The 15047-nt window shown below is 59.0% G+C and carries 19 protein-coding genes; 2 read left to right on the top strand and 17 right to left on the bottom strand.

The window, feature by feature from the left end; all coding sequences use genetic code 11:
• Positions 1-56 precede the first annotated feature (56 nt).
• Both HW932_RS18440 and HW932_RS18435 read left to right on the top strand, forming a co-directional pair.
• Positions 57-656: a recombinase family protein gene (locus HW932_RS18440; protein WP_176977948.1), complete on the top strand. Its 600-nt coding sequence runs from the start codon at positions 57-59 to the stop codon at positions 654-656.
• Positions 653-3613: a Tn3 family transposase gene (locus HW932_RS18435; protein WP_176977947.1), complete on the top strand. Its 2961-nt coding sequence runs from the start codon at positions 653-655 to the stop codon at positions 3611-3613. Before HW932_RS18440 ends, HW932_RS18435 begins: the two co-directional genes overlap by 4 nt.
• 33 nt (positions 3614-3646) lie before the next feature.
• Here the strand turns inward: HW932_RS18435 and HW932_RS18430 are convergent, their stop codons facing one another.
• The 17 genes from HW932_RS18430 to HW932_RS18350 form a co-directional block, all read right to left on the bottom strand.
• Entirely contained in the window at positions 3647-3934 is a 288-nt protein-coding gene (locus HW932_RS18430; RefSeq protein WP_176977946.1) for a hypothetical protein, read from the bottom strand.
• Positions 3935-3972: 38 nt separating this feature from the next.
• Complete coding sequence (locus HW932_RS18425) at positions 3973-4239, bottom strand: hypothetical protein (protein ID WP_176977945.1); 267 nt, start codon at positions 4237-4239, stop codon at positions 3973-3975.
• A 72-nt stretch (positions 4240-4311) separates the two neighbouring features.
• Positions 4312-4572, bottom strand: coding sequence for a hypothetical protein (locus tag HW932_RS18420; RefSeq protein WP_176977944.1), 261 nt, complete (start codon positions 4570-4572; stop codon positions 4312-4314).
• Between the two features lie 2 nt (positions 4573-4574).
• Positions 4575-4862 (bottom strand): hypothetical protein, encoded by a 288-nt coding sequence (locus tag HW932_RS18415; RefSeq protein ID WP_176977943.1) that lies wholly within the window; start codon positions 4860-4862, stop codon positions 4575-4577.
• Positions 4855-5199: a hypothetical protein gene (locus tag HW932_RS18410; RefSeq protein ID WP_176977942.1), complete on the bottom strand. Its 345-nt coding sequence runs from the start codon at positions 5197-5199 to the stop codon at positions 4855-4857. The genes HW932_RS18415 and HW932_RS18410 overlap by 8 nt, the downstream gene beginning before the upstream one ends.
• Before the next feature lie 65 nt (positions 5200-5264).
• Complete coding sequence (locus tag HW932_RS18405) at positions 5265-5636, bottom strand: hypothetical protein (RefSeq protein ID WP_176977941.1); 372 nt, start codon at positions 5634-5636, stop codon at positions 5265-5267.
• A gap of 611 nt (positions 5637-6247) precedes the next feature.
• A complete protein-coding gene (iscB, locus tag HW932_RS18400; RefSeq protein WP_176977940.1) occupies positions 6248-7597 on the bottom strand; it encodes an RNA-guided endonuclease IscB in 1350 nt (449 codons plus the stop codon).
• Positions 7598-7866: 269 nt separating this feature from the next.
• A complete protein-coding gene (locus HW932_RS18395) occupies positions 7867-8097 on the bottom strand; it encodes a hypothetical protein (RefSeq protein ID WP_176977939.1) in 231 nt (76 codons plus the stop codon).
• 82 nt (positions 8098-8179) lie between these two features.
• Positions 8180-8653 (bottom strand): hypothetical protein, encoded by a 474-nt coding sequence (locus tag HW932_RS18390; RefSeq protein WP_176977938.1) that lies wholly within the window; start codon positions 8651-8653, stop codon positions 8180-8182.
• Between the two features lie 64 nt (positions 8654-8717).
• Positions 8718-10067, bottom strand: a complete 1350-nt coding sequence (gene iscB, locus HW932_RS18385) for an RNA-guided endonuclease IscB (protein ID WP_176977937.1) — start codon at positions 10065-10067, stop codon at positions 8718-8720.
• Positions 10068-10357: 290 nt separating this feature from the next.
• A complete protein-coding gene (locus HW932_RS18380; RefSeq protein ID WP_176977936.1) occupies positions 10358-11068 on the bottom strand; it encodes a metallophosphoesterase in 711 nt (236 codons plus the stop codon).
• A 64-nt stretch (positions 11069-11132) separates the two neighbouring features.
• Positions 11133-12482: an RNA-guided endonuclease IscB gene (gene iscB / locus HW932_RS18375; protein WP_176977935.1), complete on the bottom strand. Its 1350-nt coding sequence runs from the start codon at positions 12480-12482 to the stop codon at positions 11133-11135.
• A 223-nt stretch (positions 12483-12705) separates the two neighbouring features.
• Positions 12706-13002, bottom strand: coding sequence for a hypothetical protein (locus tag HW932_RS18370; protein ID WP_176977934.1), 297 nt, complete (start codon positions 13000-13002; stop codon positions 12706-12708).
• Positions 13003-13033: 31 nt separating this feature from the next.
• Complete coding sequence (gene dnaN / locus HW932_RS18365; RefSeq protein ID WP_176977933.1) at positions 13034-14146, bottom strand: DNA polymerase III subunit beta; 1113 nt, start codon at positions 14144-14146, stop codon at positions 13034-13036.
• Positions 14147-14193: 47 nt separating this feature from the next.
• Positions 14194-14406, bottom strand: a complete 213-nt coding sequence (locus tag HW932_RS18360) for a hypothetical protein (RefSeq protein WP_176977932.1) — start codon at positions 14404-14406, stop codon at positions 14194-14196.
• 32 nt (positions 14407-14438) lie between these two features.
• Entirely contained in the window at positions 14439-14732 is a 294-nt protein-coding gene (locus HW932_RS18355) for a hypothetical protein (protein WP_222932446.1), read from the bottom strand.
• Positions 14733-14773: 41 nt separating this feature from the next.
• Positions 14774-15047, bottom strand: a 274-nt coding sequence (locus HW932_RS18350; protein ID WP_176977931.1) for a hypothetical protein, incomplete at its 5' end; no start/stop codon positions are given.

The raw sequence follows: 15047 nt of genomic DNA, 5'->3' as shown, positions 1-15047 counted from the left end.
AACCACTGTCGTTTTGTGGGAGCATACGGAAACCACTTCTTGCAGGTTATCCGTTCATGTTGGTTGGCTATATGCGCGTGTCATCGGACGGCGACCGACAGAGCACGGACCTGCAACGCGATGCCCTGCTGGCCGCCGGCGTCGATGCCCGGCATCTGTTCGAGGATCACGCCTCCGGCGCGAAGGACGACCGTCTGGGCCTGGCTCAGGCGCTCGCGTTTGTGCGCGCCGGCGACGTCTTGGTCGTCTGGAAACTGGATCGACTCGGCCGCTCGCTCTCCCACCTGCTGGCCATCGTCAACGCCCTCAAAGAGAAACACGTCGCGTTTCGCTCGTTGACGGAGGGGATGGACACCACCACCGCCTCCGGTGAGCTGCTGTTTCATGTGTTCGGCGCCCTTGCGCAGTATGAGCGTGCGTTGGCTCAGGAGCGTGTCGTGGCCGGTTTGGCGGCCGCTCGGCGACGGGGTCGCATCGGCGGTCGTCCACCGGCGATCACCGGTGAGAAGCTGGAGGCGATTATCGCGGCCTTGGACGGCGGCATGTCGAAAGCGGCGGTGTGCCGCAACTTTGGCGTCAAGCGCACAACCTTGATTGAGACGCTGGCACGGACGGGCTGGCCTTCACCGTCCTTGCCGCCAGACGTGCCGACGTGACAGATTCCGAGCGGCTCGACGAGCCATGTCTGTTGACACCCGCCGAACTGGCACTGGTGATGACCAAGCACCGGGCAAGTCGGTTGGGTTTTGCCGTCCTGCTGACGTTTTTCCGCGAGCGGAGCCGGTTCCCACGCGATCCCAGCGAGATTGCAGCGTCCACAATCGCTGCCCTCAGCCGTCAACTGGATCTCCCGACACCGATGGCGGACGACATCTTGCTCACCGGACGCACGGCCGAGCGGTTGCGTGCCGAGATCCGCGCACGCTTCGGCGTCCGCGAGGCCACGGTGGCCGATGCCGAGCTGTTGCTGATCTGGCTACGGGATCATGTTGCTGCCGAGGTGGGCGGTGAACTCGAACCGATGCTTGAGCAGCTTGAAGTGCGCTGCCGCGAGCTCGCTATTGAGCCGCCAACACCGGAGCGGATGGAGCGGATCGCGCGCAGTGCCTGGCGTGCTCACGAAGAGCGCTTCCACACCCGCGTCTATGAGCGGCTCTCACCGGCCACGCGCGAGCGCTTGGAGGCCTTACTGCACCCCGACAAGACCGACACGGCTGCCGATGTCACGGGTGATGGAGCGGCGGCGACGGACCACGCGCCGGCGCTGTTGGTGAGACTGCGTGAGGATCCTGGCCGCCCGAGTCTGGCCAGCCTCCAGGAGGCGCTGGCGAAGCTGGAGTGTCTTCGCCGCATCGATCTACCCACTGGCCTGTTCGACGGGGTATCGTCGCGAGACCTGGAGCGCTCCCGGCAGCGTGTCTCGGTCGAAGTGCCCCGCGACCTGCGTCGGCACCCCGAGCCGGCGCGGCTCACCTGGCTGGCGGCCTTTGTCCACCAACGCGCCCGCCGCCTGACGGACGACCTCGTGGACATCTTGATCGAGACCATCCACAAGATCGGTGCACGCGCCGAGCGCAAGGTCGATCGGGAACTGCTGGAAGACCTCAAACGGGTCTCCGGCAAGCAAAACCTGCTGTTCGAGCTGGCCGATGCCGCGTTGGCCCAGCCAGATGGCGTGGTGCGCGACGTCGTCTTCCCCGTCGTCGGCGAGCAGACCTTGCAGGATCTGGTCAAGGAGTGGAAAGCCACGGGTCCAACGTATCGCGTCACGCTGCGCGCGGTCATCCGCAATTCCTACCGAGGGCATTATCGGCGCATGGTGCCCACGTTGCTGGCCGCACTGGAGTTTCGTTCCAACAACGCGCGTCACCAACCGGTGATGGAGGCGCTCGATCTGGTCAAGCGCTTCGCCACCACCAAAGTGCATACCTTCCCGGCCACTGAAACGGTTCCGCTTGACGGCGTGGTGCGCGGCCTATGGCGCGACGCCGTGATCGAAACGGATGCCGCCGGCCAGGAGCGCGTCAACCGCCTCACCTACGAGATTGCTGTGCTGGAGGCCCTGCGCGAGCGCTTGCGCTGCAAAGAGCTCTGGGTCGTCGGCGCGAACCGCTACGGCAATCCCGATGACGATCTGCCGACCGACTTCGAAACCAATCGGATGGGCTACTATCAGGCCCTGAAGCTGCCACTGGAGGTAGAGCGCTTCATCGCTGACAGCCAGGCCGAGATGGATGAGGCGCTGACGACGTTCGAGGCCGGACTGAAGAGGAATCGCGGCGTGCGGTTGAGCGACAAGGGCGGTGGCTGGATTACGCTGACACCGTTGGAGGCGCAGCCCGAGCCGCCCAACCTGACCGCCCTCAAAGCCGAGCTCAATGCGACCTGGCCGATGACCAGCCTGCTCGACATGGTGAAGGAAGCCGATCTACGGCTGAACTTCACCGAGGTGCTGCGCAGTCCGACCTCCTACGAGACGATGGAACGCGCGGTGTTACGGCCACGTCTGCTGCTGTGTCTGCACGGTCTGGGCACCAATGCCGGTTTGCAGCGCATGGCCGGGTTGGATTCCGGAGCAACGTCGCGTGACTTGGCCTATGTGCGCCGGCGCTACCTCAGTGTCGAGGCGCTGCGTCGAGCCATCGCCATCGTGGCTGACGGTACCCTGCACGCCCGTGATCCCGCCATCTGGGGGAGCGGCACGACCGCCTGTGCCTCCGATTCCAAGCATTTCGGCGCTTGGGACCAGAACCTGATGACGCAATGGCATGTTCGCTACGGCGGACGGGGCGTGATGATCTACTGGCATGTCGAGCGCCATTCGCTCTGTATCCACAGCCAGCTCAAGTCACCGTCCTCCTCGGAGGTGGCGTCGATGATCGAAGGCGTGATCCACCATTGCACCGAGATGGACATCGATCGCCAGTACGTCGATTCGCATGGTCAGAGTACGATAGCGTTTGCTTTCTGCCGCCTGCTGGGCTTTGAGCTACTGCCACGACTGAAGGCGATCCATGCGCAGAAGCTCTACCGGCCAAAGACCGGTCAGCCGGACGCCTATGCCCAACTGCAACCGATTCTGACCCGACCGATCGACTGGGCGCTGATCCGCCAGCAGTACGACCAGATGATCAAGTACACGACGGCGCTGCGCTTGGGAACCGCCGACACGGAGTCGATTCTGCGCCGCTTCACCAGAAACAATGTCCAACACCCGACTTACAAGGCGCTGGCCGAGCTCGGCAAGGCGATCAAGACGATTTTCCTCTGCCGCTATCTGCACTCGCCGGATCTGCGCCGGGAGATCCACGAGGGCCTCAACGTGGTCGAGCAGTGGAACGGGGCCACGGACTTCGTCTTCTTCGCCCGTCGTGGCGAGATGGCCAGCAACCGTCGTGAGGACCATGAGATCAGCATGTTAGCCCTGCACCTGATCCAGAACTGCATGGTCTATATCAACACGCTGATGATCCAGCGCGTGCTTGCTCAACCGCAATGGCAGGGCCGACTGACTCCGCGCGACTATGCAGCACTGACGCCCCTGATCTGGGAGCACGTCAACCCCTATGGTCGGTTCGAACTCAACATGAACACCCGATTAGCGCTGATTTGAGCGAAATGGCGGCTCATGACGCGACTGCTTGTTCTAGCCCTCCTTGGCACACTGCATGGCAACAGCCTTTCGGCTACTGATACTCGCCGTGCCCGGCAACTCGAACGTCAGGGTGTCGTTGATCTTACGCTTGCCGACCTTGCTCAGGTCGCCCACCGCAGCCACACAAGGCTCCCCGGCCATGTTGCGCATAACCATCTGGCAGAACTTCTCGTGGCTCATCTCGATCCGCACGATCCGACATCTGGACAGGGCGTCCCGAACCTCCAAGACCACCCCCTCCCCGGACCCGATAATCGACACATTAACGTCGATTTCCATTTATGCCTCCGCTATTAGACCAGTTTTTTTCAAAGCCCCTAAGACTCGCCACACTCCCCACACGGACACTTGTAGTAGTTACCCGCTTCCTCAATTTGTTGAGGAGTTGGTTTCAGTCCATGGGAAATGAACATAGACGCCTCACGCATGATGTCAGCCAAGCTTGGTTGGTGTTCGCTGGCATAATCGCCATGGGCGCGTTCGGCGGCTTTGCAGGATGGTAGCCAGGACCATAACTGGAATGCGGCCGACTGTTCCTGTTCCAACTCCTGCGCCAAACGAATAATGTCGTCTCTTAAGCTCATCAGTTCCTCCGCGAGAAGCCCCGTCCTTCAGGGCGGGGAGGGATAGCGGCTACGACCGTGCAGCCGTCGGAATCAGCACATATCCCAAGTAGCATCGACCCAACGCATGCGTTTTTTGTGCGGGGGAAACGCCACTTGTTCTATGGTGTGCCTGGGGTCGTCAATGCAAAGACGGAATTTTGCTGTGTCAGCCGCTTTCTGATCCCAGGAAGACCATTGATCAAGATGCTTTTTGGCAAAGCGTTTAGCCCGATCTTTTGTCTTTTGAGGTTCGCAAATTTTCGTCCAGATATCCGTCTTAGGATCTTTCGCCTCAACAAAAAATCCGGCCATTGTTATTCCTTATAGAGATCGAGCGCTTTTGCAATGCCACGAACAAGCGCATGTTGATTCGGACCAATGCTTTTACGTGCAATCCACAACAGCACGAGATATTCCAGCGATTCAGTCGATTCGTGCAATTCCTCGCAATGATAATTTATCACCGATTCATCGGGATCCCCAGTAAGCAAGGTACATTCGTCTTGCTTCCATGGATGATACTTTATCACTTCCATTGTGCGCCCATCGAAATTATACTCAAATCGATCAAGCACACGGCCCCATGTAAAACGCTTACTCATAATAAACCTCCGGTTGTGCTACCTCTGCCCGGTTCCACTCGACAAAGCAAGCAAAGCACTCGTCGAACGTGCCACGCTCGATGCCCGTGAGGGATCCGTCTGCCGTGATCTGAGCCACGCAATAGCTATTCTCGTCGAGAGCATCCGGATAATGCCGTTCCTTGGAAAACAGGATTACGCGATCTCCACCAAAATCGACGCAATCGAGAACGACCGTCCCGCCCAACCCTTCGATTTTCGCTCGAACGTGCGCCACAGAAAAACGCTCATGAGCGCGTGCGCCGCCGTAGTTATTGTTGTTGTTCAGGTCAATCAAATCGTCAATGAAGTTTTCCACTTTGTCTAGCCCTCGCGTTGAAAGTGACATCAATCTAGAAGGGATGACCCGGCAATTTAGTGCGTTTAACTTTCCCCTGTTGCCTTGTTGATCGCCTCAGTGACCTCTATCCATCCGATGCGAGCGCGTTCTGCCGCTTTGGCACGATCGGCGCTCGGATCATTATCCGCTATCGCGGACAGCATCTCCCAGGCACAACGCAGGTTTCGTTCTGCATCGCGCAGCGCTTTCAACAGATCCGACTCGTTTTGACGAAACTCCGCAATGGAGCCTGCAATCCATGGCAGCATGTCTTCATCCACCGTCACGGTAACTGACTGGAACCCATTACAGCAGAAAGATAAATCCACACCTCCGTAACGATCAGAGGATACTTTGACTGATCTTTTTCCGTCCGTTCGGATGATTGAGTTTTCAGCAGAAAAATCTTGTTGCATTATTCTCTCCTATTCTTTGTGACCTTCACTGATAGCCAAAATTTCTTTTAGCTTACCTTTGTGCGTCTCGCACCAGTTTACACTATACCTGCCCACACAATCCAAGGTCATAATCCATCTGATCTGGATCATCCCCGCCAAAATAATAAGAGCCTTGGTTGTAGTTTGTGCCACCCTCGTATGACCTCATAACCCTCTTTTCTGTCTGGGCTTTCGTGAATAGCGCAACCCCGGAATTATCAAACCCGACGGCTTTACTCCCCTTCTTTACACACCTACCTTTTGCATTCCACTCTTTTAGAGTTCGCTGTTTCATCTCAAAACCCCACAATTAACAGAGACCACTCAACGCTAGGCCTTTGTTGATTTGTATCCTGGTCTGCCCTGGTGTAGTATTTGGGCGATATAAAGATTATATATATATTCAAGATGGAGTCAACAGAAAATTTCGCTTCTCAATACAGATCGCACACCGATGCAGGCGGCTGTTTCCGCTCCGAAAAGTCTCAGATAATCTCAACTATCTGTTATTTTCTTCCTGCTTCATCAGTCTTGCGCGAGAAACCCCGCCCTAAAGGACGGGGAGGGATAGCGCGCGGCGCGTAGCGCCGTCAGGCCGCCCGTCTCGCTTCCTCCGTGTCTGGTTTAGGTTGAAAGGCGTAGCCATAGCCGTCGGCCCGTTGCAGGACGCGGCAATGGCGGTAAGAAATCCCCTGAACGGTTCCGCCCTGGGCCTGGATGTTGAACGATCCCGTTTGGCGCACGGCCACGCGCCCGACATGCACGCCGGCTTTCTTGCCCGTGGGCACCTCGGCGCGCACCCAATCGCCGGTCTGGAAGCCATGGACGCGCTTTTCGCGCATGAGATAGCCGCGCGGGAAGCCGTTTTTGAACGTGCGCGTGCGGCTGTAAGCGCCGCGTCCGGTGGCGCGGATGGCCAGGACCGGGCGGTTCCAGCCCCGGATCTGATCGACGGCCCCGACGCAGGCGGCATCAAGGGCATGGGTTTTGGGGAGGTCCAGGCGCGTGCGATTAAACTTGGTCCGTCCGCCCGAGCCGGTCTCGACGGGAAGCCCTGTCGCGGTCAGGGCTGCAAACAGCGCCCAGCGCGTCGCATTGACAGCGGCAGCGTCCTTCAGCGGCGCTTTGGCCTGCGCCTGGATTTGGTGCAGGAGCGCCGGTTGGCGTTGCAGAAAGTCCTCGATGGGTCGGTTCCCCTTGCGCTGATTGCAGGGGCGGCAGGCGAGCGTCAGATTCGAGACCCGATCCGAACCGCCCCGGCTCTTGGGGTGGATATGCTCGATCTCCAGCGGCACGTTCGTCGCGCCACAGTAGGCACAGGTCCGGTGCCACTTCTCCAGCAGGTATTCCCGCACCTCATAACCGGCCAGTTCGCCCTGTTGGTATTCGACCCGGCTGATCTCCGGGTTCTGGAGCGCCTGGGTGTCGAACCGCACCAATTCCTGACTGAGCATGGTGATCGGGGCGATCCGGCGCAGCCGCTCGACCCAGTTGAGCGTCGTGTCGAGCCGATGCTGTAACGACGGCGGCAACCAGCCCGCACGACGGGTGCGATTCAGGAAGCGCGCTGCCCGGTAGTGGGTCTTGCGAGCGCGGCGCGCCCGGCGGTAATGTCGCCGTTGCTCCAGCGCCTCCCGGATCGCCTGACCACGATGCGCCAGTTCCCCAAACCACAGACCATGCTCCAGGCGCTCGACCGCGCCCGTGTCCGGATCGACGATCTCGGATTCGCGAACGATGGCCAGCCCCGTGACGCGGCTGCCCGGATCGAGCTTCAGGCGTAGTGGTTGAAGCGCTCCGCCCACTCGATCCTTCAGCCGAATGGTGAACGGCGCCAGACGCACGACCACCGCGCGTCCGCGCTCCAGTAACAACCTCGCGCGTTTCTCCGTGCACGGCATCAGTGGCGTCTTCTGTCTGTCGAGTACGAATACCGCCATCGGTCTGTTCCAAAACGTGCCCTTACGGGCCTAGTGACGGAGCCTTACGGCTCGCTCCCCTCGGGAATGTCTGCAACCGGCTCCCGCCTCGCGGCGGCGATCGGAACCTTCGGCGCTTTACCTTTCGCCTGCATGATCCCGATCTTCCAGAGTCCGGGACTGAGGAAGCATCCCGGAGTGGGTCTTAGCGACCTGTTGCAAACGGAGCGGATTGGATACCGCTTTCCCTGGTCAACCCGGCTTGCGAGTCGCCTCACAAGCCCCCGCCTTCAGGCGGGGGTAGTTGACGGTTTATTGATTTTAGAGGGAGCTTCAGGATGCTCACGAAGCGCCCGGCGAACGCCCTCGGCGATAATTCCACGCCCCAGGTGCCTGGCAATTTCGATCAGCTCATCGTCCAGACTGACCGGCACAATTCGTTTTGGAGCACCTTCGGATGGGCGCCCTGCCCCTTGACGTTGCCCGCCATGTCCTGATCGCTTTTTTTCAGATTTATTCAAAAATCACCTCTTGTGCAGACATTAAAATTTATTTGATGTGGCGCAAAAATAATGGGAAATAACTCGGTCATCGGTGTTTTTATTAAATATTGTGCATCCAACTAATCGCCTTGTCAAAATCTTGCTGTGAGATTGGAACACCAACACGACAAATCCGCAAAAAGGCATGGCGAGCTTCACTCACAGTAGCATTATCAATAATCGTTTCCGTTGTTCTGGCTTCACGAAATCGATTGCAACTATGCTCCCACAGCTTGATAAAATCATCGACATCGGAACTCTTAAAACGCTTCGTCCATTCGCCGTTCCATCGTGAATAAATAAACTGCATGGAGGACTCCAGCGAAATCTCCTTGTTTACCGACTGAGCGAGTCGGTCAGCGTTTGACAGCACAGTCCAGGCCGGCAAACGGAGGCCGCGATCCGATTCCTCAGCCGGGACGAATTTGATCGAGTGCGAAGCATAGTCCAGAACTAACCGCTCGCCCCCGAGCCATGTGTCTTTTTCGGCCTTTGATGCGTCTGGTAAGGATTTGACAGGCTCCCTGGCCATCATCAGTCTTGCGCGAGAAACCCCGTCCTTCAGGACGGGGAGGGATAGCGCACCGCGCGGAGCGCGGTCAGGCCGCCCGTCTCGCTGCCTCCGTGTCTGGTTTAGGTTGAAAGGCGTAGCCATAGCCGTCGGCCCGTTGCAGAACGCGGCAATGGCGGTACGAAATCCCCTGGACGGTTCCGCCCTGGGCCTGGATGTTGAACGATCCCGTTTGGCGCACGGCCACGCGCCCGACATGCACGCCGGCCTTCTTGCCCGTGGGCACCTCGGCGCGCACCCAATCGCCGGTCTGGAAGCCATAGACGCGCTTTTCGCGCATGAGATAGCCGCGCGGGAAGCCGAAGCGATCCAGGCGTGAGCGACTGTAGGAGCCTCGTCCGGTGGCCTTAATCGCCAGGGCCGGGCATTGCCAACCGGACAGGGTATCGACCTGGCCCACACAGGCGGCATCGAGCGCATGGGTCTTTGGGATGTCCAGGCGCGTGCGATTGAACTTGGTGCGTCCGCCCGAGCCGGTCTCGACGGGTAGCCCGGTGGCCTTCAGGGCGTCGAACAGTGCCCAGCGCGTGGCATTGACGGCGGCGGCGTCCTTGAGCGGGGCTTTGGCCTGCGCCTGGATCTGGTGCAGCCGCGCCGGTTGGCGCTTCAAAAAGTCCTCGATGGATCGGCTCCCCTTGCGCTGATTGCAGGGCCGGCAGGCGAGCGTCAGATTCGAGACGCGATCGGAGCCACCCCGCGCGCGTGGAACGATGTGCTCGATCTCCAGCGGCACGTTCGTCGCGCCACAATAGGCACAGGTCCGGTGCCACTTCTCCAGCAGGTATTCCCGCACCTCATAACCGGCGAGTTCGCCCTGTTGGTATTCGACCCGGCTGATCTCCGGGTTCTGGAGCGCCTGGGTGTCGAACCGCACCAATTCCTGACTGAGCGCGGTGATCGGGGCGATCCGGCGCAGCCGCTCGACCCAGTTGAGCGTCGTGTCGAGCCGATGCTGTAACGACGGCGGCAACCAGCCCTCACGGCGGGTGCGATTCAAAAAACGCGGCGCCCGGTAGCGGGTCTTCCGAGACCGGCGTGCCCGGCGGTAGTGACGCCGAAGTGTCAAGGCGTCGCTGATCTGCTGGCCCCGATGCGCCAGTTCCCCAAACCACAGTCCATGCTCACGGCGCTCAACGGCCCCTGTGTCCAGATCGACGATCTCAGATTCGCGCACCAAGGCCAGCCCCGTGACACGACTGCCCGGATCGAGCTTCAGGCGCAGCGGTTGGGTCTCGCCGCCAATGCGGTCTTTCAGCCGAATGGTGAACGGGGCCAGACGCACCACCACCGCGCGTCCGCGTTCCAGTAACCGCCGCGCGCGTTTCTCCGTGCATGGCATCAACGGACGTTTCTGTTTGTCGAGTACGAATACAGCCATCGGTCTATTCCCAACTGTGCCCTTACGGGCCTGGTGACGGAGCCTCACGGCTCGCTCCCCTCGGGAATGTCTGCAACCGGCTCCCGCCTCGCGGCGGCGATCGAAACCTTCGACGCTTTACCTTTCGTCAGCATGATCCCGACCTTTCAGAGCGGCAGACTGAGGAAGCATCTGCCGGTGAGTCTTAGCGACCTGTTGCAAACGGAGCGGATGTTCACCGCTGTCCCTGGTCAACCCGGCTTGCGAGTCACCTCACAAGCCCCCGCCTTCAGGCGGGGGTAGTTGACGGCTTAAAATTCTCGATAATCGACAGAACAAAAACCTGTTGCCGAACTCCAAACAAGCACTTCGCTTGAAGTATCTAGGCAATCGACGTTGAAATTTTCGCCATCAGCTGTGAAAACACCCCGCTTTTTTCCGACAGGCCTGTAAGCTGTGTGCCCAAACACCTGTTTGATGCCTGCAATTGGCTCGAACTCGGACCAATAGTCGCACCAGACCGGCCCGCCACATCGATCGTTTCCGCCACGGATCTGACCGACCATGTTCCAGTCTGGCTGGCTTGCCCCGAACGACTCTTCGTCAAGGATTTCTTCCAGGCGTGCTTCAATGCTATCGATCCAGACTTGCGTAATGCCTGCGTGCGTTACAACAACCCCCGAGGCGGGATCTGTGTAGACATCAAGCAAATAGCGGCGCATGTCCGGCAGCAGCGCCTTGACCTGATACCAGATCGCTTTCCTAAAACCCGAGCACCTATAGCGCTGCGGATTCAGATAACTGTATTCGTGATTTCCCAGCAATCCGATGACCCGATCAGGGAAAGCTTGGGCGGCGTCCAGAACCAGCAAAAGCGTCTTAACCTGATCTTTAATCGAGCGATCAAAGCTGTCCAGGTAATCGCCCACGAAAATGATTTTATCATCCGGACAGTTTTTTAGAATATGTTCGGCGACCTCATATTTTCCATGCAAATCGCCCACAAAAATCGTCCTATTCATCAGTCTTGCGCGAGAAACCCCGTCCTTTAGGGCGGGGAGGGATAGCGCACCGCGCGGAGCGCGGTTAGGCCGCCCGTCTCGCCTCCTCCGTGTCTGGTTTAGGTTGAAATGAGTAGCCATAGCCATCGGCCCGTTGAAGGACGCGGCAATGGCGATAGGAAATCCCCTGAACGGTTCCGGCTTGGGCTTGGATGTTGAACGATCCCGTTTGGCGCACCGCCACGCGCCCGACATGCACGCCCGCTTTCTTGCCCTTGGGCACCTCGGCGTGCACCCAATCGCCGGTCTGGAAGCCATGGACGCGCTTGTGGCGCATGAGATAGCCGCGCGGAAAACCGTTTTTGAACGTGCGCGTGCGACTGTAAGCGCCGCGTCCGGTGGCACGGATGCTCAGGATCGGGCGGTTCCAGTCGCGCACGTGATCGACGGCGCCGACACAGGCAGCATCGAGGGCGTGGGTTTTGGGGAGGTTCAGGCGCGTGCGATTGAACTTGGTGCGCCCGCCCGAGCCGGTCTCGACCGGTAGGCCCGTAGCTTTGAGCGCGTTCAACAGCGCCCAGCGCGTGGCATTGACGGCGGCGGCGTCTTTGAGCGGCGCTTGAGCCTGCGCCTGGATCTGGTGCAGGCGCGCCGGTTGGCGTTGCAGAAAGTCCTCGATGGATCGACTCCCCTTGCGTTGATTGCAGGGCTGGCACGCGAGCGTCAGGTTTGAGACCCGATCCGAACCGCCGCTGGAGCGCGGCACGATATGCTCAATCTCCAGCGGTACGTGCGTCGCCCCACAATAGGCGCAACTCCGGTGCCACTTCTCCAGCAGATATTCGCGCACCTCATAACCGGCCAGTTCGCCCTGTTGATACTCCACACCGGAGATCTCTGGGTTCTGGAGCGCCTGAGTATCGAACCGCACCAGTTCCTGACTGAGGCCGGTGATCGGGGCGAGCCGGCGCAGCCGCTGCACCCAGTTGACGGTGGTGTCGAGCCGATGCTGTAACGACGGCGGCAACCAGCCATCACGGCGGGTGCGATTCAGGAAGCGCGGCGCCCGGTAGCGGGTCTTTCGAGACCGGCGCGTCCGGCGGTAATGTCGCCGAAGTGTCAGGGCCTCCCGGATCTGCTGGCCCCGATGCTCCAGTTCCCCAAACCACAGTCCATGCTCCAGACGCTCAACGGCCCCTGTTTCCGCATCGACGATTTCAGATTCGCGCACGAGGGCCAGACCCGTGGTCTTGCTCCCCGGATCGAGCTTCAGACGCAGCGGTTGCAGCGCCCCGCCGATCCGATCTTTCAGCCGAATGGTGAAGGGGGCCAGACGCACCACCACCGCGCGTCCGCGCTCCAATAACAGCCGCGCGCGTTTCTCTGTGCACGGCATCAGCGGTCTTTTCTGTTTGTCGAGTACGAATACAGCCATTTCCAGTCCTGCCCTTACGGGCCTGGTGACGGGGCTTTACAGCCCGCTCCCCTCGGGAATGTCTGCAACCGGCTCCCGCCTCGCGGCGGCGATCGGAACCTTCGGCGCTTTGCCTTTCGCCAGCATGATCCCGACCTTCCAGGGTCCGGGACTGAGGAAGCATCCCGGAGTGGGTCTCAACGACCTGTTGCAAACGGAGCGGCTTGGATACCGCTGTCCCTGGTCAACCCGGCTTGCGAGTCGCCTCACAAGCCCCCGCCTTCAGGCGGGGGTAGTTGACCTGTGCAGCGCCTTTTAGATCGTCCGTCAATCCGGCACGCTTGTAACCGTGAAAAATCGCCAGCAAATCTTGTCCAGCGAGGATGTCGGCTTGTATTTGATGCCGAACGTCCTCGCTCAGATCGTCCGAAAATGTTGCCGCGACGAACTCCGGTTCACCGAAGCGAGCGCAGGCTAATGTGCTTCCCTTCAGTTTCAAAACATGGCGATAGGTGTCGCCAGGTTTGATCGCCGTGCTCATACCCCCTCCTGACACGTTTTTTTTTCAGCGACTACAACCGCATCGGCATCACCACAAACGTCTCGCGCTCGGCCCCGAGACCTCGCAAGACCGCACTACCGTTGCCGTCCTGAAAGCGGATCTCCGCCCTGCTTTCTTCGATGGCTCCAAGCGCCTCAATCAGATAGGCGATGCTGAAGCCAATGGAGACCGCATCCCCGGTATATTCGATGTCGATTTCGTTTTCGGCTTCCTCTTGTTCCGACGTGCGCGTCATCAGTTTGAGCACACCCGGCGCGAAATCCAGACGAACGCCAGGATACTTCTCCCCTTTTGAGAGAATCGCTGTTTGTGAGAGCGCTCGCTTCAACTCGTTGGTTTCGACCGTAGCCAGGACGGCGCTACCGTTGTAGGCAGGGATGACCCGCTCATACTCGGGATAGCGGCCATCGATGAGCTTTGAGGTCAGCGTCATGGTGCCGACCGCCACGCGCAGGCTGCGTTCGCCCAAACGGATTGCGACCAGATCGTCGCTGGTGCCCAGCAGCCGTTTGAGTTCGATGACCGCCTTGTGTGGGATGATCGCTTGCCGCTTTTCGCTGACTAACGCATCCAGCGGTGTGACGAACTTGGCCAGCCGATGCCCGTCAGTCGCCACTGATACCAGCCCCGCCGCCGGATCCAGTTCAAACAGAGCGCCGTTCAGGTAGTACCTGACATCCTGTTGCGCCATGGCAAAAGCGATCTTTTCGAGTAGCTGCTTGAGTTGGCCCTCCTGGATCTGGAAGTCGAAACCGCCCTCCTCCAGATCCATAGTCGGAAAGTCGGCCGCTGGCAGCAGGCCCAGCGCAAACCGTCCGCGCCCCGCGGTGACGGTGCAGCGCTCGTCTTTGACCTTGAACCGGATTGCCACGCCATCGCTCAGGTTACGGCAGATGTCGAGCAGCTTGCGCGCCGGGATCGTCACCTCGCCTTCCTGCTTGATCTCGGCCTCGAAGCTGGTCTTGATCTCGGCTTCCAGGTCGGTGCCGGTGATGGTGACGCGCCCCTCGCGCGCAACGACGAGCAAATTGCCCAGGACCGGCAGCGTCTGGCGATGTTTGACAAGACTATTGGTCTTGTTGAGCACGGGAAAAATAACTTCTCGATTGACGCTAAATTCCATGGTTGATTTCCATAGTAGATAATTGAGAATTTATTTGAGCAGTCGATTTATATCGCCCGAGCATTTATGCAGGCCGCATAACAACGGTCAATCATTTCCAAAGCAGGCGCATCGCCGTGCTGGATCACGGCCTCCGCACACGCATGTCGGGTATCTCGATCCTGCTCCCGCAAAACACTCTCGATGGCCGACTGTGCCTCGGCACTATCCGCGCCGAAGAATTCCATTAAACCGGCCACTTTCTCGTTAAGCGTTCTCATCGCCAACCTCCAGTCATATCTAACGATTGCATCTAAAACTTCAGTTTTTCCAGTTGCTCGATTTTTTTCTTCAATGAAGCAATCTTCTTCTGGCGCATTTCTTCGGCGCGAGCAAGCGCCTGTTCGCGCGTTCGATGCCAATCCTTGCCGTGGGCAGTATTGGCGTGTCCATCAGTCTTCCACTCAAACATCGTAGAGCTCGTACCGTGACAAACGACGCCCTCAACTTCCAAAATGCCGATTGTGAGCGCGTATTTTGTGACATACGCGGTAATATTTTCGCTATCTTGTTTTTTTTGGGCTGGTTTTATGAAGTTTTTTGACATGATGCGCTATACCTTATATTCTTTATTGATGGATTAAGCGGTCATTGTTTACCGCTATGAAGATGCTGACGCACATACGCTTCGGCTTGTTCTTTTGCGCATTCCGGCGTCTCTACCGGATGATCGCATGTGTTTTTGTAAGGAACATCGCTATCCCAGCCAGCGACCCAATACCAGCCGGTTAATGGTCTTCTCGAATCACCGCCAAGTGGTGAGACCATCGCGTAGGTTTTTTCGCCGTCATGCAATTTGAAACCCGGCGGTCGACCGAATGCAGCGTATTGGCCTTTCGACTCTCTTTTCCAACGTAGGCGT

Origin of the sequence: Allochromatium humboldtianum (assembly GCF_013385175.1) — a bacterium.
Classification (GTDB): Bacteria; Pseudomonadota; Gammaproteobacteria; order Chromatiales; family Chromatiaceae; genus Thermochromatium; species Thermochromatium humboldtianum.
The sequence above is the reverse complement of the archived record's forward strand: the minus strand, read 5'-3'. Positions and strand labels throughout refer to the sequence as shown.

Bases quoted from the DNA above. Each gene is read 5' to 3' on its own strand.
- HW932_RS18440 (WP_176977948.1), top strand. From the start codon at position 57: ATGTTGGTTGGCTATATGCGCGTGTCATCGGACGGCGACCGACAGAGC.
- HW932_RS18430 (WP_176977946.1), bottom strand. From the start codon at position 3,934: ATGGAAATCGACGTTAATGTGTCGATTATCGGGTCCGGGGAGGGGGTG.
- HW932_RS18425 (WP_176977945.1), bottom strand. From the start codon at position 4,239: ATGAGCTTAAGAGACGACATTATTCGTTTGGCGCAGGAGTTGGAACAG.
- HW932_RS18420 (WP_176977944.1), bottom strand. From the start codon at position 4,572: ATGGCCGGATTTTTTGTTGAGGCGAAAGATCCTAAGACGGATATCTGG.
- HW932_RS18415 (WP_176977943.1), bottom strand. From the start codon at position 4,862: ATGAGTAAGCGTTTTACATGGGGCCGTGTGCTTGATCGATTTGAGTAT.
- HW932_RS18405 (WP_176977941.1), bottom strand. From the start codon at position 5,636: ATGCAACAAGATTTTTCTGCTGAAAACTCAATCATCCGAACGGACGGA.
- iscB (WP_176977940.1), bottom strand. From the start codon at position 7,597: ATGGCGGTATTCGTACTCGACAGACAGAAGACGCCACTGATGCCGTGC.
- HW932_RS18390 (WP_176977938.1), bottom strand. From the start codon at position 8,653: ATGATGGCCAGGGAGCCTGTCAAATCCTTACCAGACGCATCAAAGGCC.
- iscB (WP_176977937.1), bottom strand. From the start codon at position 10,067: ATGGCTGTATTCGTACTCGACAAACAGAAACGTCCGTTGATGCCATGC.
- HW932_RS18380 (WP_176977936.1), bottom strand. From the start codon at position 11,068: ATGAATAGGACGATTTTTGTGGGCGATTTGCATGGAAAATATGAGGTC.
- iscB (WP_176977935.1), bottom strand. From the start codon at position 12,482: ATGGCTGTATTCGTACTCGACAAACAGAAAAGACCGCTGATGCCGTGC.
- HW932_RS18370 (WP_176977934.1), bottom strand. From the start codon at position 13,002: ATGAGCACGGCGATCAAACCTGGCGACACCTATCGCCATGTTTTGAAA.
- dnaN (WP_176977933.1), bottom strand. From the start codon at position 14,146: ATGGAATTTAGCGTCAATCGAGAAGTTATTTTTCCCGTGCTCAACAAG.
- HW932_RS18360 (WP_176977932.1), bottom strand. From the start codon at position 14,406: ATGAGAACGCTTAACGAGAAAGTGGCCGGTTTAATGGAATTCTTCGGC.
- HW932_RS18355 (WP_222932446.1), bottom strand. From the start codon at position 14,732: ATGTCAAAAAACTTCATAAAACCAGCCCAAAAAAAACAAGATAGCGAA.